Source organism: Bradyrhizobium sp. McL0615 (assembly GCF_049993905.1).
Classification (GTDB): domain Bacteria; phylum Pseudomonadota; class Alphaproteobacteria; order Rhizobiales; family Xanthobacteraceae; genus Bradyrhizobium.
In genome coordinates this window covers 3,640,927-3,659,430 of record NZ_CP188254.1, presented here as the reverse complement: position 1 = coordinate 3,659,430, position 18,504 = coordinate 3,640,927, and the positions used below count along the sequence as shown (strand labels likewise).

Annotated in this window: 18 protein-coding genes and 1 pseudogene; 7 read left to right on the top strand and 12 right to left on the bottom strand. The window is 63.2% G+C overall.

Translation table 11 applies throughout. From position 1 onward, the window contains the following. Positions 1-28 precede the first annotated feature (28 nt). A complete protein-coding gene (locus ACPPVP_RS17235; RefSeq protein ID WP_426536321.1) occupies positions 29-994 on the bottom strand; it encodes a sugar-binding protein in 966 nt (321 codons plus the stop codon). Positions 995-1,249: 255 nt separating this feature from the next. On the opposite strand from ACPPVP_RS17235, the gene ACPPVP_RS17230 reads away from it, so the two are divergent. Both ACPPVP_RS17230 and ACPPVP_RS17225 read left to right on the top strand, forming a co-directional pair. Continuing rightward, positions 1,250-2,518: an ROK family protein gene (locus ACPPVP_RS17230; protein WP_426536319.1), complete on the top strand. Its 1,269-nt coding sequence runs from the start codon at positions 1,250-1,252 to the stop codon at positions 2,516-2,518. Positions 2,519-2,593: 75 nt separating this feature from the next. Further along, positions 2,594-3,352 (top strand): SDR family NAD(P)-dependent oxidoreductase, encoded by a 759-nt coding sequence (locus tag ACPPVP_RS17225; protein ID WP_426536317.1) that lies wholly within the window; start codon positions 2,594-2,596, stop codon positions 3,350-3,352. A 238-nt stretch (positions 3,353-3,590) separates the two neighbouring features. On the opposite strand, the gene ACPPVP_RS17220 is transcribed toward ACPPVP_RS17225, so the two are convergent. After that, the gene (locus ACPPVP_RS17220) at positions 3,591-3,836 is read right to left on the bottom strand and encodes a hypothetical protein (protein WP_426536315.1); all 246 of its coding nucleotides are present in this window, start codon (positions 3,834-3,836) and stop codon (positions 3,591-3,593) included. A gap of 407 nt (positions 3,837-4,243) precedes the next feature. Between ACPPVP_RS17220 and ACPPVP_RS17215 the strand changes: the two genes are divergently transcribed. From ACPPVP_RS17215 to ACPPVP_RS17200, 4 genes and pseudogenes are all read left to right on the top strand, one after another. Further along, on the top strand, positions 4,244-6,148 hold the full coding sequence (locus tag ACPPVP_RS17215) for an FUSC family protein (protein WP_426536313.1): 1,905 nt from the start codon (positions 4,244-4,246) through the stop codon (positions 6,146-6,148). Beyond that, positions 6,145-6,348, top strand: a complete 204-nt coding sequence (locus tag ACPPVP_RS17210) for a DUF1656 domain-containing protein (protein ID WP_426536311.1) — start codon at positions 6,145-6,147, stop codon at positions 6,346-6,348. Before ACPPVP_RS17215 ends, ACPPVP_RS17210 begins: the two co-directional genes overlap by 4 nt. Positions 6,349-6,358: 10 nt before the next feature. Beyond that, a pseudogene (locus ACPPVP_RS17205) lies at positions 6,359-7,658 on the top strand (biotin/lipoyl-binding protein). Positions 7,659-7,966: 308 nt separating this feature from the next. Further along, positions 7,967-8,977: a helix-turn-helix domain-containing protein gene (locus tag ACPPVP_RS17200; RefSeq protein WP_426536309.1), complete on the top strand. Its 1,011-nt coding sequence runs from the start codon at positions 7,967-7,969 to the stop codon at positions 8,975-8,977. A gap of 180 nt (positions 8,978-9,157) precedes the next feature. Here ACPPVP_RS17200 and ACPPVP_RS17195 read toward each other — a convergent pair whose 3' ends face one another. The 9 genes from ACPPVP_RS17195 to ACPPVP_RS17155 all read right to left on the bottom strand — a co-directional run bounded on the left by ACPPVP_RS17195 (position 9,158) and on the right by ACPPVP_RS17155 (position 17,110). Next, a complete protein-coding gene (locus ACPPVP_RS17195) occupies positions 9,158-10,096 on the bottom strand; it encodes an acyltransferase domain-containing protein (RefSeq protein WP_426536307.1) in 939 nt (312 codons plus the stop codon). Positions 10,097-10,105: 9 nt separating this feature from the next. Further along, positions 10,106-11,056 carry an AEC family transporter gene (locus tag ACPPVP_RS17190; RefSeq protein ID WP_426536305.1) on the bottom strand — a complete coding sequence of 317 codons (951 nt, stop codon included), beginning with the start codon at positions 11,054-11,056 and terminating at the stop codon, positions 10,106-10,108. Then, positions 11,053-11,934: a triphosphoribosyl-dephospho-CoA synthase MdcB gene (gene mdcB / locus ACPPVP_RS17185; RefSeq protein WP_426536303.1), complete on the bottom strand. Its 882-nt coding sequence runs from the start codon at positions 11,932-11,934 to the stop codon at positions 11,053-11,055. The genes ACPPVP_RS17190 and mdcB overlap by 4 nt, the downstream gene beginning before the upstream one ends. Further along, entirely contained in the window at positions 11,931-12,611 is a 681-nt protein-coding gene (gene mdcG, locus ACPPVP_RS17180; RefSeq protein WP_426536301.1) for a malonate decarboxylase holo-[acyl-carrier-protein] synthase, read from the bottom strand. Before mdcG ends, mdcB begins: the two co-directional genes overlap by 4 nt. Continuing rightward, a complete protein-coding gene (gene mdcE, locus ACPPVP_RS17175; protein ID WP_426536299.1) occupies positions 12,586-13,308 on the bottom strand; it encodes a biotin-independent malonate decarboxylase subunit gamma in 723 nt (240 codons plus the stop codon). Before mdcE ends, mdcG begins: the two co-directional genes overlap by 26 nt. Beyond that, a complete protein-coding gene (locus ACPPVP_RS17170; protein WP_426536297.1) occupies positions 13,295-14,233 on the bottom strand; it encodes a biotin-independent malonate decarboxylase subunit beta in 939 nt (312 codons plus the stop codon). The genes mdcE and ACPPVP_RS17170 overlap by 14 nt, the downstream gene beginning before the upstream one ends. Then, positions 14,230-14,547 carry a malonate decarboxylase acyl carrier protein gene (gene mdcC / locus ACPPVP_RS17165; protein WP_426536295.1) on the bottom strand — a complete coding sequence of 106 codons (318 nt, stop codon included), beginning with the start codon at positions 14,545-14,547 and terminating at the stop codon, positions 14,230-14,232. The genes ACPPVP_RS17170 and mdcC overlap by 4 nt, the downstream gene beginning before the upstream one ends. Before the next feature lie 12 nt (positions 14,548-14,559). Then, positions 14,560-16,230, bottom strand: coding sequence for a malonate decarboxylase subunit alpha (gene mdcA / locus ACPPVP_RS17160; protein WP_426537907.1), 1,671 nt, complete (start codon positions 16,228-16,230; stop codon positions 14,560-14,562). Between the two features lie 94 nt (positions 16,231-16,324). Then, the gene (locus ACPPVP_RS17155) at positions 16,325-17,110 is read right to left on the bottom strand and encodes an alpha/beta hydrolase (protein WP_426536293.1); all 786 of its coding nucleotides are present in this window, start codon (positions 17,108-17,110) and stop codon (positions 16,325-16,327) included. 285 nt (positions 17,111-17,395) lie between these two features. Between ACPPVP_RS17155 and ACPPVP_RS17150 the strand changes: the two genes are divergently transcribed. Further along, complete coding sequence (locus ACPPVP_RS17150; protein ID WP_426536291.1) at positions 17,396-17,737, top strand: hypothetical protein; 342 nt, start codon at positions 17,396-17,398, stop codon at positions 17,735-17,737. A 356-nt stretch (positions 17,738-18,093) separates the two neighbouring features. On the opposite strand, the gene ACPPVP_RS17145 is transcribed toward ACPPVP_RS17150, so the two are convergent. Continuing rightward, positions 18,094-18,480, bottom strand: a complete 387-nt coding sequence (locus tag ACPPVP_RS17145) for a hypothetical protein (protein WP_426536289.1) — start codon at positions 18,478-18,480, stop codon at positions 18,094-18,096. Between the last annotated feature and the right edge of the window lie 24 nt (positions 18,481-18,504).

Below are 18,504 nucleotides of genomic sequence, written 5' to 3'. Positions count from 1 at the left end.
GGCAGCCGGGCGTCGAAGGCGCCGAAAGTCACTTCTTCAGCAGCTCCTTCAGATTTGCGGTGAAGTCCGCGACGTTGGACTTGCTAATCACCTTGGTCGTCACGATCAGCTTGCCGCCCGACGGGATCCAGGACTTGTCGCCGTTCAGCGTCTTGATGATGTTGATTGCGGAGAGATAGCCGAACTCGTACGGCTGCTGCACGACCGTCGATTCGATCGTGCCGTCGGAAACGCCCCGCAGCGTGCGCTGATCCTCGTCGAAGCCGACGATCTTCACCTTGCCGGCCTTGCCCGCCGCCTTGACGGCGTCATAAATCAGCGGGGTCTCGTAGCTCCAAAGGCCGGACAACAGCGCAATGTCGGGATATTTGACGAGCACGTTCTCCATATTCGCCTTGGCCTTGGCGAAGTCTACCTGGTCGGTGAACACGTCGACCAACTCGACCTTGGTGCCGGCGATCGCTTCCTTGATACCCTGCACCCGCTCGCGGGCATTGTCCGCGTCCATCGTGCCGACAAACAGCGCGATCTTGCCACCGCTCGGCAGTGCCTTCTTGATCTCGTCGCCTGCTTGCCGCCCGGCCGCGACGTTGTCGGTGCCGATATAGGCGAGACGATTGCTTTGCGGCGCGTCGCTATCCGTCGTAATCAACACGGTCTTGGCCGCGACCTTGTTGAGTTCCTCGGTTGCATGCGGCGCATCGTCTACGGAGATAGAGATGCCGGCGACACCGCGCACCAGCAGGTCGTCCAGCACGCGCCGCTGGCCCGCCGCCGTTCCTTCGTTGGTGACGATCAATTCGATATTGTATTCCGGGTGCTCCTTCTGCGCCTTCTCAAGCCCGCGGCCGGCGATGGTCCAGAAGTCGGCCGCGACATTGGTCACCAGCGCGATGGTCTTTTTCTGCTGGGCCTGCGCCACCCCCGCGGCCATTGCGAGCGCAGCTGCGGTCGCCAGCAGCGCCACCATCAATTTCTTCATTGATCCGTTCATGTGCACCTCCCGTTGGTCACCCCGTATCGGGGCTGTACAGCGCTTCTTGCGCCTTATTTTATTTACGCAGCGAAGAAATGTCGCAGAGACAAACATCCAATTCCGGATGTACTTGCACCTTCTTCAAGTTTAGATAGTACACGAGGTACGATGATAGTAAATATGGCCCACCACGAGGGCGTCTGAGTGTGCTTTTTTGATCACATTATCGCCGTGCGCGCTGATTAATTTCACTTGTCGAATTAAAGGGACAATATGGTTGACCAGACTGAGCCGCCGAGACGTTTTTCGAGCACGGCTCGCTTTTCGAACCGCGGCCGCCTCGTCGAAGTCTTGCGACGTCAGGGGCCGTTGCCGCGTGTGGAACTCGCGCGTAGTACAGGGCTGAGCTTCCCCGCCATTTCGGGCCTAACGTCGAGACTGATAGCGGAAGAACTCCTGTGCGAGGCCGAGACCGAGACAGCGGCGACCTCGTGGTCGGACAATACCGACGAAGAGGATGCGGACGGGCTGAATGGCCGTCGCCGTGGCCGGCCGGCCGTGCTGCTGACCCTGAACCCGGAGTTTGGGCGCATCATCGCAATCTCTGTACGCATGAACCTGATTGAGACGCTGATCGCGGATTTCAGGGGCTCTGGCTTGGCCCAGTCGCGACTCACACTGCCGACGCGCGCTCTCGATGCAGGCGCGCTGTGCGATCTCGTGATCGCCCAGATCAATGCGATGCTTGATGCGACGGCGACGCCGCGCCATCAGCTGTTGGGAATCGGGATTGCGCTGCAGGGCATCGTGGACACCGACACCGGCCGGCATCTGTGGAGTCCTGCGCTGTCGGTCACCGATGTCGATCTGGCGACCCCGACACGACAGGCGTTCGGGGTCGAGGTGGTGATGGCGAACGACGCTGTCGCAGTTGCGCTGGCCCTCGCAGCCGCGGAACCGGCACTGGCGCAGGGCCTCTCAGCCACAATCATGGTCGGCCACGGTATCGGCATGGGCGTCGTTGTCGACGGTGAAGCGCGCTGGGGCGCCGGCAGCGAGATCGGCCATGTCAAGTTGGCGCCCGACGGTCCGCAATGCCGCTGCGGCCAGCGCGGCTGCATCGAGGCCTATCTTGCCGACTATGCGCTCTACCGCGACGCCCGCACCTTTCTCGACCTGCCGCCGGCGGAGTCGCAGCAGCCGTCCGAGGCACAGATGGCTCTGCTGCGCGAACGAGCACTGGGCGGCGATCCCCGCCTCGAGCACCTATTCCAGCAGGCAGGTCGCGCGCTTGCAGAGGCGGTCGCCGCAACGATATCGGTGCTGCGCCCACACCATGTCATCTTGGCGGGCCCCGGCCTGCAGGCATTTGACGTGATGCGCCGCGCCTATAAGGAGCGGCTTGACCAGGCGGTATTGCCGTGGCTGTTGAACTCCACTGCAATATATGTGCGTCCAAGTGAGTCGGCCGCAATTGTCGACGGCATGGTGCGACGGACGTTGCGGGTCGTGGACCGAAACCACCTGGAAGCGACCGAGTGAACACCGGGAGCTGCGGCTTTGTTTGAGCCGCAGCAACGCAACCGACGCCGGAAGGCACAAACCGAGAGAATGTCAATGCAGGGCGCCATCTATCCAAGCCTCAAGGACCGGACCGTACTGGTGACCGGCGGCGCTTCCGGTATCGGCGAGGCCATCGTCCGCCAGTTCGTCGGCCAGGGCTCGCGGGTCGGTTTCATCGACATCGATGTGAGGGCTTCAAAGCAGCTACTGGCCAGCCTGCCGGCGCATGCCAGCGCGCACTTCGAGCACGCCGACCTGCGCGACATCGGCGCCCTGAGACGCGCGGTCGCCGGCGTCCGCGAGGCGTTCGGGCCGATCACCATCCTGGTCAATAACGCGGCCCGCGACGACCGTCACGCGATCGAGGACGTCACGCCGGAATACTGGGACGAGCGGATCGCCGTTAACCTGAAACATCAGTTCTTTGGCGCCCAGGCGGTCGCCCCGGACATGATCCAGGCAGGGGGCGGTTCGATCGTCAACATCGGCTCGGTGAGCTGGGTGATCGGCCAGGGCAACATGCCCTGCTACATCACCGCCAAGTCCGCTGTTCAGGGCCTAACCCGTGCGCTCGCCCGCGATCTTGGGCGGAACAAGGTGCGGGTCAATTCCATCCTGCCGGGATGGATCATGACCGAGCGGCAGCAGGATCTGTGGTTGACGCCCGAAGGCGAGGCCGAAATCATGCAGCGCCAATGCCTTAAGCGCAAGCTCATGCCGGACGACATCGCCCGCGTCGTCCTCTTCTTCGCCGCCGATGACAGCGGCGCCTGCACCAATCAGAACTACATAGTCGATGGGGGCTGGGTTTAACCATGGCCGATCTGACCGCAAACAGCAGCATCACATGATTGGCGATGAATAAGCCCGTCGCGCCGACGCATGACAAAAATATGACAGTCTGAAAATTCGCGCCGAAGCGACCGACGCGCAGCCCGATGGCCGTCTTGCGCGAAGGCGGCCACCGTTCTGCGAGAGATCGTCCATTCTAGATTGATCAGACCGATGTCAAAGCCAATACAGACGCGTCCGTCACCAGTCCGCATATCGCTTAGTGGACGTGGTGCTTCTTCAGGGATGGGTGCCACGCCGGAGCAGCCATGAACGCGTTGGCGGCCGGAAGACCGCGACTGGAATATCTTCCGTTGTAGGGATTGCCAGGCCCATAGTTATCGCAATTTGCATCCGGATAGAATTGTGCACAGAGCCCGGGATTGTCGACGACCGCTTGCGCCGATGCAGGCGCCGCAAATGCGAATGCAAAGACTGGAGCGAGCAGCAGTGCGTGGAATTTCATCATAGCCTCCTCCGGTGATTACGTCATTCCAAGAGAGCGGATCTCTCATCCTTGAACCTAACGCCGTCCTGTGTTCGACTCTTTCGAATTCCCATCGTCGCTTGTTCGATCGACGGTTTCTTCGTGTGCATCGCTGCCGCGTAGCGTTCACGAGGATGAAAAAGTTGAAAGCAACACCACCTGCGACGGAAAAATCATCCGCTGCCGCGAAGCGGCGTAACGGGTCTCGCGCCGCGATAGTTCATCTTTAGTCGGTAAGCACTACGGGCGGCTTTGCCGAACCCGGCGTGCATTCTTGTAAGTAGGCTGGCGGACTGGAAATACCGGCGCGGACCGCAACCTCATACTGTTGACGACTTCACGACGTGACAGAGGCCCCAAGCCGCTGTGCCAGCGGATGATGCTCGATGCAGACGAACGCCACCAGTACCGTCACCAAAGCGCGGCCCTTGGTCCTCGCCGGATTTCCTGGGAGCTCCTGGGCCTTCGCGATCCGCGTGTGGCTGGCGTCGCTTGTCGCCCTCTATGCCAGCTTCTGGCTCCAGCTTGACTCCCCCTCCTCGGCTGCAATCACGGTGGCGATCCTGGCGCTGCCCACCCGCGGCCAAGGCTTCGAAAAGGCGGGCTATCGGCTGCTCGCAACCTTTATCGGTGTCGCTGCGTCGATCGCGATCGCCGGCACCTTTTCCCAAACCGGAGGTCTCCTGCTCGCCGTCTTCAGCATCTGGATCGGACTTTGTGTGTATGCAGCCGGGATGCTCGACGGCAATCGCGCTTATGCGGCGGCGCTCTGCTGCACCACCGTCGCCTTGATCGCCGTTCAGCAGATCGACAGCCCGTTGCAAGTGTTCCCGAGCGGCGTCGCACGAGGCGCCGCCATCGCCATCGGCGTTCTTGCGGTGGCCCTGGTCAACGACACTCTCGCCGCGCCGGATTACCATCCGGTTCTCGCTGCCCGCCTCGACGCGCTGCATCATCGGGTCATGGGCTTCGCCCAAGATATCGTCGGCGGCGAGGTTTCATCCGCGACGATCGCGGCAGGCATGTTACGCGATATTGCAGCCCTGCGTCCGGAGATTGCGAGCCTTGCCGCGGAATCGAGTAGCGGAGCGGCAAGAGGCGCAGCCGCGCGTTCCGCGATGGTGGATCTCGTGAGCGTGTTGTTCCTCACCCGTGCGCTTGCGGCGTTGCCGGCAACATCCACGACGGGCCGACCTGCGGACCGGGATATCGACGCGTCTGGCCTGATAAAAATGTGCCGGGTCTGGCTCCGGAGCGAGATCATCCGGAAGAACACGGACGTGCGCAGCACCCTCGATGCCCTGCGGGCCGGAACGGACCCGATCCGGCAATGGCGGGCGCCTTTGTACCGCTCGCGTCGCATCGCAGCCGAAGGTGGCGTGAGAGCAGCGATCTACTTCGCGCTGGCTGCAATCTTCTTTGTGATGGCGGGTTGGCCGACCACCGAGATCTGTCTATCGCTTGTCGCAGTTATTATTGCCCTCGGTTCGACCGCACCCGATCTACGCGGCTTCACGATACTGGCGGTTATCGCGATGCCCATCGCATGCCTGCTGGCGGGCATCCTGAAATACTTCGTCTTCAACGGCGTATCCGAGTTTCAGTTACTGGCGATCGGTCTGGCCCCTGTCATCATCGGTCTGGCACTCCTGATCTCGCTGCCAAACCGCACGCTGTCATCGCTCGGCCGCCTCACGTTGGTCTTCACGCTTGCCGTCCTCGCGCCAAACAATCCGCAGAGCTACGATCCGGAGGTGTTTCTGGTTACGTGCCTCTTTGCCTGCCTCTCTTCGGTCCTGGTCTTTGCGGCGCAGCTCCTGCTCCCTTCCCTGTCCGGTGATCGTCGGATCCGGCTGCTGGTGGGTGAGGCCCGTACCGAGCTGAGCGGCATGAATGCAGGGCAAAGCCGTCATCTTGCGCTTGAAGAAGCCGCGTTCCGCGATGCGGCGCGAATCGAGCAGATCATGACGGCGAACGACACCTCCGCGTGCAACGATCAGGTTGTTGTCGAAGCCATGCGCTGCTTCGACCGGGCGGCGATACTGCGACGATGCAGTGCCGAATTGGGACGGCTGGCGGCCAGCCCTCTCGCCGATGCGGCGCGCGCCGCACAAGACGCCCTCACCTTGCGGAACGGACAAGCAATCCTGGTGGCTGCTGAGGCACTGCGCCATGCAGCCGCCGAAAGCAATCGGTTCGCCAATTCGGCCATTGCCGAACTCGTTCTGGCAAGCGTCGCGCTTGCCCCTTCGCAACCCGCGACCCGCTCAAGCCAAAGGAAGCAGCCATGACGCACACTTATCGGGAACTCGTCCTTGGTGGCGTCCTCATTGCCCCCATCGTCACTTACGCAGCAATGGCGCTGCTGATGTTCCTGCTGCTGCGCCCTCTGCTGCACATTGTTGGATTTTCCAGGTTTTTCAGCAACCCGTCGTTGGCCGAACTCAGCCTCTACGTAGCGATATTCGGCTTGCTCGGGCTGTTTTTCTAGGGAGAAAAGCATGGAAACTGCCCTGCCCCGAGATCGCATCGCACCGCTCCACGGCGAAACGTCAAGCGGAGCGCAAGCCAGCGCCGGTGGTGTCGTCGATCGCCCCATCCTGTCGGAGCCCGCGGCTCGCGATACCAGCACTCGAGCGTTTGAAAGGCGGCAAGCCGCCGGCGCAGGCGGCGTCTTCTGCGATGCCGCAGCGTGAAACCATCAAACGGTTTGCCGCCGTGGCCGGCAAGCATCTTGCGACGGTCGGGATCGCGCTTGTCGCGATCCTGATCGCGGTGGCGACGTGGCAGCATTATGTGACTGCGCCCTGGACGCGGAACGGCAGTGTCCGCGTCCAGGTCGCCAACGTCGCGCCACAGGTATCGGGCAAGATCGTCGAGCTGCGAGTGGCGGACAACCAGTTCGTCCACAAGGGCGACCTCCTCTATGTCATCGACCCCTTCGACTTCGACGTGGCGGTGCGCGTCGGCAAGGCGCTGCTCGACCAGCGGGCAGCAGATCTGGAAGTGAAGCAAGCCTTATCCGTCCGCCGCCAACACCTGTCCAGTCTGGCCACGACGCCCGAGGAGCAGCAGGTCTATGCAGGCAACGCGATCCAGGCGAAAGCTGCCTTTGAGGCGGCAGCCCACCAACTCGCACAGGCGGAGTTGAACCTGAAGCGGACCAATGTGGTCAGTCCCGTCGACGGTTACGTCACCAACCTTCTGCTGCGGGTTGGCGACTACGCCGTCACCGGCGTGAGCAACCTCTCCGTCATCGATTCCAGCAGTTTCTGGATCGACGGCTATTTCGAAGAGACCAAGATGGCGCGTGTCTGCGTCGGCGATCGCGCTGAGGCGCAATTGGTTGGCTACGGCAAGCCGATTCTGGGCCACGTAAAGACGGTGACTCGCGGCGTCAGCGTGTCGAACGCCGCCGCCGGCACACAAGGCTTGCCCAACGTCGATCCCATCTACACCTGGGTTCGCCTTGCGCAGCGCGTGCCGGTTCGCGTTGCCATCGACACCGTGCCGCCGGATGTCCCACTTGTCTCCGGCATGACGGCAACGGTAACGATCCGGGAGCCCGACGCCAGCCATCATCAAACCTGGTTTGGCCAACTCCGTGCCACCCTCGCCGATCCCATATCCGATCTGTTCGGAGAAGGGCATCCGCCGCGTGCGAACTGCCTGCAGGGCACGTCCCAACGACGCCCGGAAGGGCAAGCGCTCCCCTATTCGCGGGAGCCTGCAATTCCCTCGGCGGCGAAACTCGAGCCCGGCCTCACCCCCGGCATCGACGCCTCTCCGCGCATTCCCTAAATCCGCTCAAGCCAGCGCGATCAGGTGAGAGGCGCTGCGCCCCGCCTGTCATCGCATTTGCGTTATGCAGCATTTTAACAACCCGGCAACGGCGGAATTAGAGCCGCAAGCATCTGATTTATTTTATCTAATGGTCATTTCACGACATGTGCTCGCGCTCTGTGCATTTGCAAAATCTAACACTGTTTTAGCATCGATAACGAGCTTTGCGGCGGGGGCAGGCCTATCGTCCAATCATCGACTTGTTGCATTCGGCAGTCCGGCAGACGCCACGACGGCAGCAAGACTCAAAGAAAAAGGACGAACAAATGCTCACCGACACGCAATCCGCCGGCGCCTGGTTGAGCTATCAAGACAGCCACTGCGAACCGGACTTCCCCCAGGAGACGCATGCGTTTCCCCACGAACGAAAATGGCGGCGGCCGGAGCAAAGCGTCGGTGCGGCGGCCGAGGACATCACGATTTCGCGCTGGAGCTATGCGGGAACTGTCGTCCGGCAGGAGGAAGCGACAACGCCTGCCGACCGATACTTCTTCTCGGTCGCCTTGAAGACGACGCGTCTCAAGCTGAGCAGGGGCAACCAAACCGTCTTCGACGGCATCATGCCAGCGGGCACGCTGTATGTCGGCGCACCGTCGAAGCAGCTCAGTGCGCAGTTCCATGCGCCGTGCGATTTCCTGCACTTCCACATATCTGCCAATTGCTTTCCATCGCCGCAATCGGGAACGGAGTTCGCCACGGCCGAAGGCCTGAACGACCTTGTCCTGTTGCGCGATCCGTTCGCCGATCAGCTGGCAAAAGCGCTGACTGAACACGGCAACTCCACCGACCAGGAATTTGCGCGTTGCATCGGTCAGACACTGGCAATGCATGTTGCGCGGCGCGAATTGCCGTCCACGAAAGTCAATGCGTTGCCGAAATGGCGGCTCCGGCGCGTCGAGGAGCATGTCAAGACGCATTTCGACCGCTGCATCAGCCTGTCGGATCTTGCCAAGGTCGCAGGCCTGTCCCGCATGCACTTTGCGGCGCAGTTTCGGGCTGCGACGGGATATCGACCACGCGAATATCTCCTCCATCAGCGCATCGAACACGCGAAATCGCTGCTGGCGAATACCGAGATGCCTTTGGCCGAGGTCGCGCTCGCCGTAGGCTTCTGCACGCAAGCGCATTTCTCGACCGTCTTCAAGCGCATCACGGGCGATACGCCGGCGCGCTGGCGATGCGCCAGGCGGAACGAACTGCCTCCGGTCCCGAGCCTTCGGCGAGCGGGCTTCGGCCAGCAAAGCATCGACTCGCATCGTGCGGGAAGAGCAGCGTGAATCATGCGAAGTGAGAAACAGGCTCCGCTTACGAAATACTTTGTCCGCCCGATCGACGATGCTCCAGGTGCAAGCGCTTAACTACGGCTCCTGCCTCCCCCTCCCGGGCATGCGAGCCTCCTGGGGCCGTCCTCCCCCGAAGGACGGCCCCTTTTTTGCGACCGGGTTATACGGTGCGCTCTAGCTGCCGAGATGATGCGCAAGCCAGGCACGCACGCCTTGCAGGCTCCTGAAATCGTCCAGCGATCGTGCCGGAAGGTCGCGCCAGCCGTCCGCGACCATCGCGCTCAGCGCATGCCCCGGCCCGAGTTCCAGGAAGCCCGTGGCGCTCGCTTCGATGCAGCCTTGTAGGCAATTTGCCCACTGCACCGTTTGCGATATCTGCGCTGCCAGTTTGTCGAGGCCGGCCTCAACCGAGATGACCGGCGCGCCGTCGATGCCGCTCAGGATGCGGCTACCCTCCGCCGGTGGGAATGTCGGAGATACCAGACCCAAGCTCTCCCGAAACGCCGCCGACGCGGCGGCGAGCTGCCTGGTGTGGGAGGCAACCTCGACCGGCAAATGGACGACCCTCGCAGCGTGCACCGACCTGGCTTCTCCAGCGATCGCCTGCAGCGCCTCACGGCCTCCGCCGATCACAAAAGCATCGCCCGGATTGACGATGGCGACCGCTGCGCCGTAGTGCTCGCACAGGCGATCGATATGTTCATGGGAAAGTCCACGAACGAATATCAGCCCATCGCCGGCCTGCGTGGCGGCATCCATAACATCCGCCCGGCGTGCCACGAGATCGAGCGTGTCGGTGGCTTCGAGCAGACCTCCGACGCCCCAGGCCGCGACCTCACCAACGCTGTAGCCGGCGACGATGGCGCCGCGGGGTATGTCAACGCCGAGCGCGGCTGCGGCGGCCAGCGCCTGCAAGGTGCACAGGATCTGGCCGGCACGGTTGCGATGCAAGGCTTCATCGGACCCGCCGCGAACGAAATCGCGAGGATCCTTGCCACCCAGTAATTTCGCCGCATGTGCAAACAGGCCCGCGGCTTCCGGCGCATCGGCCGTCAGCGCGAACATGTCCGGATGTTGCCGGCCCTGTCCCGAGCACAAAATTGCAAGCGCCATTGACGTTGCCTAGTGGGAGAAAAGGATGGCGATGGCAATCGCCATGGTCACGACGCTGAATCCGGTGCTCGCGATGACCATGGAACCCACCGTCGCGGGATCCAGCCGATAGTTGACGGCAAACAGAATACCGAAGAAGCCCGACGGCACCGCGGCGAGCAGAATTGTCGTCTTCGCCGTGTCCGGCGCCACCCGAAAAACGTAGACGACCGCAACGGCCAGCAACGGCCGAATGACGTCCGATGCTGCCGTCGCGGCAACGACTCTCCAATCAGGTCGGAACGATTGCGCCGATAGAATGAGGCCAGTCAGGAACAGCGCTACCCCGGCGGCCGCATTCCCGATCAGTGCGAGGCAGGCATGCGCAAGTGCGTCGAGATCCAGGTCCGACAACGAAAGCAGAATCCCGAGCGCGGGCGCCAGGACGACCGGCTTGGTGAGCGCGCGCCGGACTGCCGTCAGAACCTGCCGTCCCGACATTTCCGCACCACCCGCCCTGCTGGCGTTCATCTCCACCACGATCAACGTGAGCGGACTAATGAGGATAGAGCCTGCGGCCAGCGCGACGGCAACCTGGACGGTGCCGCCCGGCCCCAGCACGGACGACAGGACCGGCAGACCGACACCGGCAAGATTTGGGAAGCCGATCGTCAGGGCCTGTAGCGAGGCGTCGGATCTGGTCGCCTCGGAGAACCTGCGCGCCGACCAATACCAGGCGAAATAAAGCAGCAGCATCGTCAGGCCGAACGCCAGAAAGAGCGGGGCCTGCGCAATCATCTGACTCCGCGAGGCCGAGGCGGTCGCTGCGAACAGTGACGCCGGCACCGCGAAATTCATCACGAGCGCGTTGAGACCGTCGACATGATGGCCGTCGACGATGCGGAACCTTCCGGCGAAAAACCCGAGCAACAGGACAAAGAAGACCGGCACCAGCGCCATCACGATTGCATTGGACGTCATGGGTTTGGCCTGTCGTGAGCGTCAACGAAGAGCGTCATGGCAAGCAGGTCGGCCGACCCACCCGGGCTGAGACGCCGGGCGACGAAGCTTTCGTGGATCGATTGCGCCCGGGTGCGCCAGCAAGGCCTGCGCACACCGCCGCTGTCGAGGAAGCGCCGCGTGGCGCTGCGCGCAAAGCGAAGGCCCTCGAGGCCGCCGCGGTGAAGCAGATTTGTATCCTCGACCGAGGCAATCAGGGCGAAGCACGCTTCAACGCGGGCGGCTTCCGCGTCGTTGGGGTTGACGCGCGCCGCACTCCGCAGGGCCGGCAAGCCGATCTGGTAGATGCTTGGAAATCCCTCGGCAGCCTCGAGGCGCGCACCGCCTGCGTGAAAACGGCGGCGAGCCTCACTGCCATGGCTGCGCAGCAACACCGGACCATCGAGTATGCTGGCGCCCCAGAGCTGTGCGACGGCGTCGCCCAGCGGCAGCACGGGATCGACCAGTTCGCCCGCTCTCGCACCGGCCGCCGCGCACAACAGGCCGAGCCCGAAGATCGCGCCGCGATGCGTGTTGACCCCGGACGTCGCCGCGAGCATTGCACCTTCAGCCTCGAGGCCGATGATCCTCAGCCGCCCCATGCCGCAACCATGCGCAGCCGCATCGGCGAGACGCTGGAAATAGGGCTTGATAGCTGCAGCGCTGTGGCGAAACGTGCCGGCATCCATGTCATTATGACTGCCAGTGTCGATGTGGCTCACGAGCCCCGGCTTCGGCCAGGTTTCCAATTCCATGACAAGACATCGGGCAGCGCTATCGCCGATCGCAGCGACATCGCAAGGTATTTGCGCCTGGCTCGGAAGGGCCCGCCCCACACCTCGCGCGAGCGCGATGGTCATGATCTCGTCCTTTCCGAGATGAACAGGTCCCTGTCCAGCAGGTGGACACCTTCGATGCTCTTGACCAGGACCTCTCCGGCGCCAGCGTGGAGCTCGCGCCAGTTAACCGCAGCGCCATCCTCACGCATCAGCTCGCCGTCGAGCCGCATCGGCGCGTTGGTCTCGATCGCCGCCACATCGGTGACGAGACGATCGAGATCGGTATCACGACCGACATCCAGCAAGAGATCGAGGTCGGACCGGTCGGTCAGGTAGTCGAGTCCCGTCAGTGCCAGCCACGCCAGGCTTCCAAATGCCCGCGCATCCACCGAGTGGCGGAACGCGAGTTCGTCGAGACGGTCAAGCGCGGGCCACCAGGAGCGCGGCGCCGACGCGCGTACGTCATTCAGCAAGGGAGGCCTCGCAATCGAAGTGACATCGTCGGATTGCAGGAGAAAGCAGAGCCGCTTCTTGCCGGCAAAGGGCGGCAACGGCAGGCCCAAGGCCACGCCGGATGCCTCGCCCGGCGTGGCGCGCCGCCTGATCGTAGGCCATCCCCTGTCCGACCAGCGCGCGACAAGAGGATCGGCCGCGAGTTCGCCGCGCGTGGCGAGCATCGCGCGCCAGCCTTCTGGACTGACGAAGACCAGGTCGTGACGACCGATCGGACGTTCAGCGGGTTTGCAGGGCCAGTTCACGAACGCGCTCCGCGATATCGGCGGCCTTCAAGCGGCCGCCACGCTCCTTGCCGAGCGCATCCCGCCGATCGGGCGCGGCCGGCATGTCGGCCAACAGCGCCTCCATTTGATCAGCGAGTGAGGCGGCATTGTTCCAGACCATGTGAACGGCCCCCATCAGGGCGAGATTGGACAGGCCGGGGGCGAAGACCGGTGTCGACTTGGCCTTTTCCTGCAGTGTCTCGATCGACAGCTTGGTAACCTTCGCCATCGACGGCAGATCCATCACCGCGGGGGTAGCGCCAGGCAGCCCCACCAGCACGCGGGTTGCGAGCCCGGTCGCAAGCAGCGCGCCAGCAGCCGAGTGCCCGTACAGAAGGCCGACGGTCGGGCGGCCATTCATGTCCGCATAGATCAACACCTTCGCGAGATGCGACAGGAATTCGTTCAGGCCAAGCAGCTCGTCACGCTTGCTCATCCGCTGGCTGTCGCTATCCACGAGCACCAGGATCGGCCCGCTTCCCCGATCGAGGGAGTCCAGGACGTATCCGGAAAGTCGGATGGCTTCATCGACGCCGACGGCGGTTCGATCCGCAACGCCAGTGACCAGCGTCCTGGCGCCGGATCGCAACACCGCCGAGCCGACAATGACACCGTTGGCGCTTCTGACGTCATGACCACCGGGGAAGAGCGAGGCGAGAATGTTATCGAGCGTCACGGCTGGTCCTCCCGATCCGATTGGCGAGCGCGATAAACTGGTCGGCCGACAATTCAGGAACCGTTTCCGCATGCGCAATGCCTTCCGCCGTCCAGATGTCGATGGCATCTTCGCAAGCACCGAAGCGTCGCAACCTGTCGCCAAGGCGCATCTGCTCGGCCTTCAGCTGGTCGAGACCAAACGAGCCGACGAGGCCGAGCAGGTCGAGCGCGGCCTCGCGAAAATCCTGCATGGCATCGTCGGTGAAGACGTCGGCGGCGCCGAGGAGTCGACGGTGCTTGCCTCCCATGGTGCGCCAGACCAGGGCGCGATCGCGGGAGTCGAATTCCTCAACGCCCCGATTGGTCTCGATGACCTCGGGGCCCGACACCGCTATGCGCCCGGGTTCGGACACCGCGAGCGCGGAGCAGCAGCCCGCGATCAAGCCGCCGCCGCCGTAGCATCCGGCGCGCCCACCGATCAGACCGATGACCTTCACGCCGGCGGTGCGCGCTTCCATCACCGCGCGCATGATCTCGGCAATGGCAAGTTCGCCGGCATTGGCTTCCTGCAATCGGACACCACCCGTATCGAACAGGATCAATACCGGGGTTGACCTGATCTGGCGCGCAGCGCGCAGCAGCCCCGTCAACTTGGCGCCATGCACCTCGCCGAAGGCGCCCCCCATGAAACGCCCTTCCTGCGCGGCGATGAAAACCGGCGAACCGTCGAGGCGGCCATGCCCGACGACGATGCCGTCATCGAACTGCTCGGGAAGATCGAATATCCTCAGGTGCGGACTGATTTCGCGCTTTTCCGGCCCGATGAACTCGACAAAGCTGCAGGGATCGAGCAGCAGTTCCACCCTTGTGCGCGCCGATGCTTCATTAAAGCTGGTTGTGCCGATACGTCCGGCCGGAGCAACGTGCCTGAGCGGAGCGGTCATCGGCCGTCCTCCTCGATCAACCGAACCGCCTGCGCCAGGCGAAGCGACACCGTGTCCGGGCGCGCACCGCCGTCATTGATGGAGAACCGGAGGCCGCCGGGCGAATAGCGCTCGACGAAATCGCCGATGACGGCGGTCCAGACCTCTCCGAAGCCCACGGCCGCAGTCTTGATTTCCAGCCGGCATTCCGCATCCGGCAGCGTGCGCTCAACAAGCACTTCCAGATTTCCCGAGGCGACCACGCCGACAATTGCGTTCTGCCTGCTGCCGCCGGCACGCCCGCGAGCCCGGTGTTGAAAACTGAGATTTTCCATCTCGCTCCGTCCTCACCAGTTCCTGAATTTCGACGGCGGCGCGTAGAGCCCGCCCGACCAGCGCACGAGATCCTTGATCGAACGCGCCGCCAGCATGCTGCGATCCGCATCGAGCAGGTTGATATCGAGATCCTCGGGGCGGCGGATCACGCCGCGCTGGCGCAGGCGCTCGACCGTGTTTCGGTCCCGCCTGCGGCCGACCTCGGTATAGCCGGCCACGCCACGGATCGCCTGCTCACGCTCCCCGGCGTTGCGGCACAACAGCAGATTTGCGACACCTTCTTCGGTAACGATGTGCGTGACGTCGTCGCCGTAGATCATGATGGGCGCGAGTTCGAGCTTCAGCTTCTCCGCGAGTTCGATCGCGTCGAGCTTCTCGACGAACAGCGGAACGTTCTTGTCGCCAAAGGTCTCGCCTATCTGCACGACCAACTTGCGGCCGCGGCGCAACAGGGCCGCACTGTCCGGATCGGCCTCTCCTCCGGCCTTCAGCCAAGGCTCGCTCGGATGACGCCGCCCGCGGGCATCCGCCCCCATATTCGGTGCGCCGCCGAAACCGGCGATACGCGAGGTGGTAACGGTCGATGAATTTCCCTGCAGGTCGATCTGCAGCGTGGAGCCGATGAACATGTCGCAGGCATAAAGTCCGGCGGTCTGGCAGAACGCGCGATTGGACCGCAGCGAGCCGTCCGGCCCGGTGAAATAGACGTCGGACCGAGCCCGAATGTACTCATCCATGCCGACCTCGGAGCCGAAGGAATGGATCTGCTGCACCCAGCCGGATTCGATCGCGGGGATCAGCGCGGGATGCGGATTCAATGCGAAATGAGTGGCAATCTTGCCCTTCAGGCCCAGCCTCTCGCCGAACGTCGGCAACAGAAGCTCAATCGCGGCAGTGCTGAAGCCGATCCCGTGATTGAGCCGCCGCACGCCGTAGGGCGCATAGATGCCCTTGATCGCAAGCATCGCGGTCAGGATCTGCCCCTCGGTGATCGCGGCAGGATCGCGCGTGAAAAGCGGCTCGACGAAGAAGGGCTTGTCGGCCTTGACAATGAAATGGACGCGGTCTGCCGGAATGTCGACGCGCGGCACCTCATCGACAATCTCATTGACCTGGGCGATCACAACCCCGTCCTTGAACGCGGTCGCCTCCACCACGGTCGGCGTGTCCTCGGTGTTCGGGCCGGTGAAGAGATTTCCTTTGCGGTCGGCGCTGACCGCAGCGATCAGCGCGACATGCGGGGTCAGGTCGATGAAGTAACGGGCGAACAGTTCGAGATAGGTATGGATCGCCCCCAGCTCGATCTTGCCGTCGAACAACATACGCGCGATGCGAGCCGATTGCGGGCCCGAATAGGCATAGTCGAGCTTCTTTGCGACACCGCGGTCGAACAGGTCGAGATGCTCAGGCAGCACGACGCCCGACTGCACCATGTGCAGATCGTTCACTTTGGAGAGGTCGACAGCAAGAAGCGCGCGGCTGAGCAGATCCGCCTGCTTCTGGTTGTCGCCTTCCAGGCAGACCCGGTCACCCGGACGAATGACGGCTTCCAGCAGACGCGTCACATCCTGTGCTTCCACAATCTTGCCGCGCGCTAGCCTGGCACCGGCCTCGAGCCTGCTATCGCGTGCCTCGCGGTGACGCTGCCACGTCGTTGAACTTTCATTAGCGTGCGCGGACATCAACATGTGGGGTATTCCGATTTCGCCGATCTGGTTGTTCTGGCGGACAGGCCTTGCAGCCGATCCGCCAGAATTAGTGCGTCCTTCCGATGGCTCAGCGGGCCGCCAATTTTTCGACGTTGCGGGCCGCGTTGGTAATGACGGCCGCGACTTCCTTGGGACGCGACTCGTAAACCGAGTGGCTGGCGCCAGGGATGACGGTTGTGTGGCTCTTGGCGCGCTCGTAGTACCAGCGCTCGAGATCGGGATTGATGATCTGGTCACTGCCAGCGACGACGCCCCAGCTCGGCTTCGTCTTCCATGCAGCCGCCGTCAGCGGCGTGCTGAACACTTGCGTGGCGGCGAGAACCTGGGACCGTGCGGCGAATTCCGCGCGTTCGCGCGGCAGATCCGGCGCGAACAGCTTTGGGAATTCCGCCGGGTTGAGGTAGGTGAATTTGTCCGGCGTGACCTTGATGGCGCCCTCGGTCTTCGCGAGCACGCTCGGCGTCTTCTTGCCCAGCGCCGATTCATCTTCACCGACATCGGGCGCGTGCGCGGCGACATAGACGAGGCCCACGACCTTGGGATGGACGCCGGCCTCGGTGATGATCGATCCGCCGTAGCTGTGACCGACGAGGAGCGTGGGGCCGTCCTGGAGATCGAGAACCCGCTTCGCCGCCGTGACATCGTCGGCAAACGACGTCTCCGGCTCCTGCACCATGCTGACGTGGAAGCCTTCCCTGGTCAGGATATCGTAGACCGGCTTCCATCCGGATGCATCCACCCAGGCTCCGTGCACCAGGACGATGTTCTTCAGGGGTTCCGCGCTCGCCGGGACAGCGGCCGAAAGCAACGAAAAGGCGGCCGCAAAGGCCAGGCAGGCGTTGAGGCGTTTCATGTCGGATCACTCCAGGTTGGAATGACGCGACCGTAGCTTCGAGGGGCGCCGGCGTATTTCCTCAAACAATTGTTCTTGCCAGTTCGCACGCCAGGAAACGGCGACGATGTGAATGGCTACTCGCGCATCCCCTCCTGCGTTCTATCTAAGACGCGCATTTCAACGGACCGAGAGCACGCCATGTACGCAGATATTGGTGACGCAGGCGAAAGCCCACCGGCATCGATTAGGTCATTCAAGGCAGAGCTTCCGACATCGTTCGAAGTCAGCGCAAAGGATTGGAAAATGACATCAACCGCGAAATGCCGGATCGCCATCTGCATCTTGCTATGTGCGGCCGCGCCAGCGCATGCAGCTTCCTGCAAGCATTCGATCGCACGGGTTCAAGCCCAGGTGGACACGGCGATAGAGAAAAATGCCGGCTCACATGGCTGGGCGCCCGAGAGTCTCGGCGCCACGCGCGGCTATCAGCCAACGCCCCGATCGCTTGCGGCGGTCGAGGACCGCTACGGTCCTGATTTCACGGAGGCGCTTGATTTGCTCGACCGCGCTCGCGCTGCCGATCGCATCGGCGACATGGCTGCATGCAACCGGGAACTCGCCCGCGTCCGAGCTGTGCTCAGATAGCGAAAGCACCAGCTCGCATTCGGGCTCGGATAGCGGGACCGAAATTGACGACCTTCGCAGCCAGGGGCGAGGCGATGCGCTTTGCTGCACCGGCAAGATGCAACTCCGGAACGACGTAACACTCTCCCCTCATCGTGCCGTCAGGGAGTGGGGCGTGCATTCTGGAAATACCGGTGCTTCCGCGGCTCTCTATTGTCCGATGAGTGCAATCTGGCCGGAGCACCTCCCATGCGAGAGCGGTTCTCATCGAAAGAGCGAAGCACGCAACAGCCTGGATGGCGCAATGTCACATTGATCCTCCTGAGCGCGACGCTCACGACCGGCATCGCATGGCTGCCGCCGACAGCGGCAATCGCTCAGGCGACATTGCCGGAGATCCAGCCATCCACCGGCATGCGCGCGACGTCGCCGCTCGCCTTGCGCTCCACGCGGCCGGAGGCCATTCCGCTGGGATCGACCGAAATTCCGACGCGCGGTGTGTCTCCCGTCAGTCCCTCGCAGGGCATGGGAACCTGTGCCGGGTCGGGCAATACCGGATCGCCCGGAGCCCTGTTCGACGGCGGCGGGCTTTCCGGAGGCGCATCACTCTCTTGCGCCGACAGCCAAACACCTCCGTCTGCCCTGCCCTCAGCATCGGCCAAACCCGCAGGGCTTCCCTTGGGCGCTACTGAACTCGGCGGCGGCGGATTGAGCCCGCCCGCGCCCGTACCCGGCCCAGATCTTTCGGGCAGTGCGGGTTCCATCGACAACTCCGGCAATCGCTGAGA

Excerpts from the sequence above, each read along its gene's own strand:
- ACPPVP_RS17220 (WP_426536315.1), bottom strand. The coding sequence starts at position 3,836 with ATGAAATTCCACGCACTGCTGCTCGCTCCAGTCTTTGCATTCGCATTT.
- ACPPVP_RS17215 (WP_426536313.1), top strand. The coding sequence starts at position 4,244 with ATGCAGACGAACGCCACCAGTACCGTCACCAAAGCGCGGCCCTTGGTC.
- ACPPVP_RS17210 (WP_426536311.1), top strand. The coding sequence starts at position 6,145 with ATGACGCACACTTATCGGGAACTCGTCCTTGGTGGCGTCCTCATTGCC.
- ACPPVP_RS17170 (WP_426536297.1), bottom strand. The coding sequence starts at position 14,233 with ATGACCGCTCCGCTCAGGCACGTTGCTCCGGCCGGACGTATCGGCACA.
- ACPPVP_RS17230 (WP_426536319.1), top strand. The coding sequence starts at position 1,250 with ATGGTTGACCAGACTGAGCCGCCGAGACGTTTTTCGAGCACGGCTCGC.
- ACPPVP_RS17225 (WP_426536317.1), top strand. The coding sequence starts at position 2,594 with ATGCAGGGCGCCATCTATCCAAGCCTCAAGGACCGGACCGTACTGGTG.
- ACPPVP_RS17145 (WP_426536289.1), bottom strand. The coding sequence starts at position 18,480 with ATGGAACCCGCACTGCCCGAAAGATCTGGGCCGGGTACGGGCGCGGGC.
- ACPPVP_RS17190 (WP_426536305.1), bottom strand. The coding sequence starts at position 11,056 with ATGACGTCCAATGCAATCGTGATGGCGCTGGTGCCGGTCTTCTTTGTC.
- ACPPVP_RS17155 (WP_426536293.1), bottom strand. The coding sequence starts at position 17,110 with ATGAAACGCCTCAACGCCTGCCTGGCCTTTGCGGCCGCCTTTTCGTTG.
- mdcC (WP_426536295.1), bottom strand. The coding sequence starts at position 14,547 with ATGGAAAATCTCAGTTTTCAACACCGGGCTCGCGGGCGTGCCGGCGGC.
- ACPPVP_RS17195 (WP_426536307.1), bottom strand. The coding sequence starts at position 10,096 with ATGGCGCTTGCAATTTTGTGCTCGGGACAGGGCCGGCAACATCCGGAC.
- ACPPVP_RS17150 (WP_426536291.1), top strand. The coding sequence starts at position 17,396 with ATGACATCAACCGCGAAATGCCGGATCGCCATCTGCATCTTGCTATGT.
- mdcA (WP_426537907.1), bottom strand. The coding sequence starts at position 16,230 with ATGTCCGCGCACGCTAATGAAAGTTCAACGACGTGGCAGCGTCACCGC.
- ACPPVP_RS17235 (WP_426536321.1), bottom strand. The coding sequence starts at position 994 with ATGAACGGATCAATGAAGAAATTGATGGTGGCGCTGCTGGCGACCGCA.
- mdcB (WP_426536303.1), bottom strand. The coding sequence starts at position 11,934 with ATGACCATCGCGCTCGCGCGAGGTGTGGGGCGGGCCCTTCCGAGCCAG.
- ACPPVP_RS17200 (WP_426536309.1), top strand. The coding sequence starts at position 7,967 with ATGCTCACCGACACGCAATCCGCCGGCGCCTGGTTGAGCTATCAAGAC.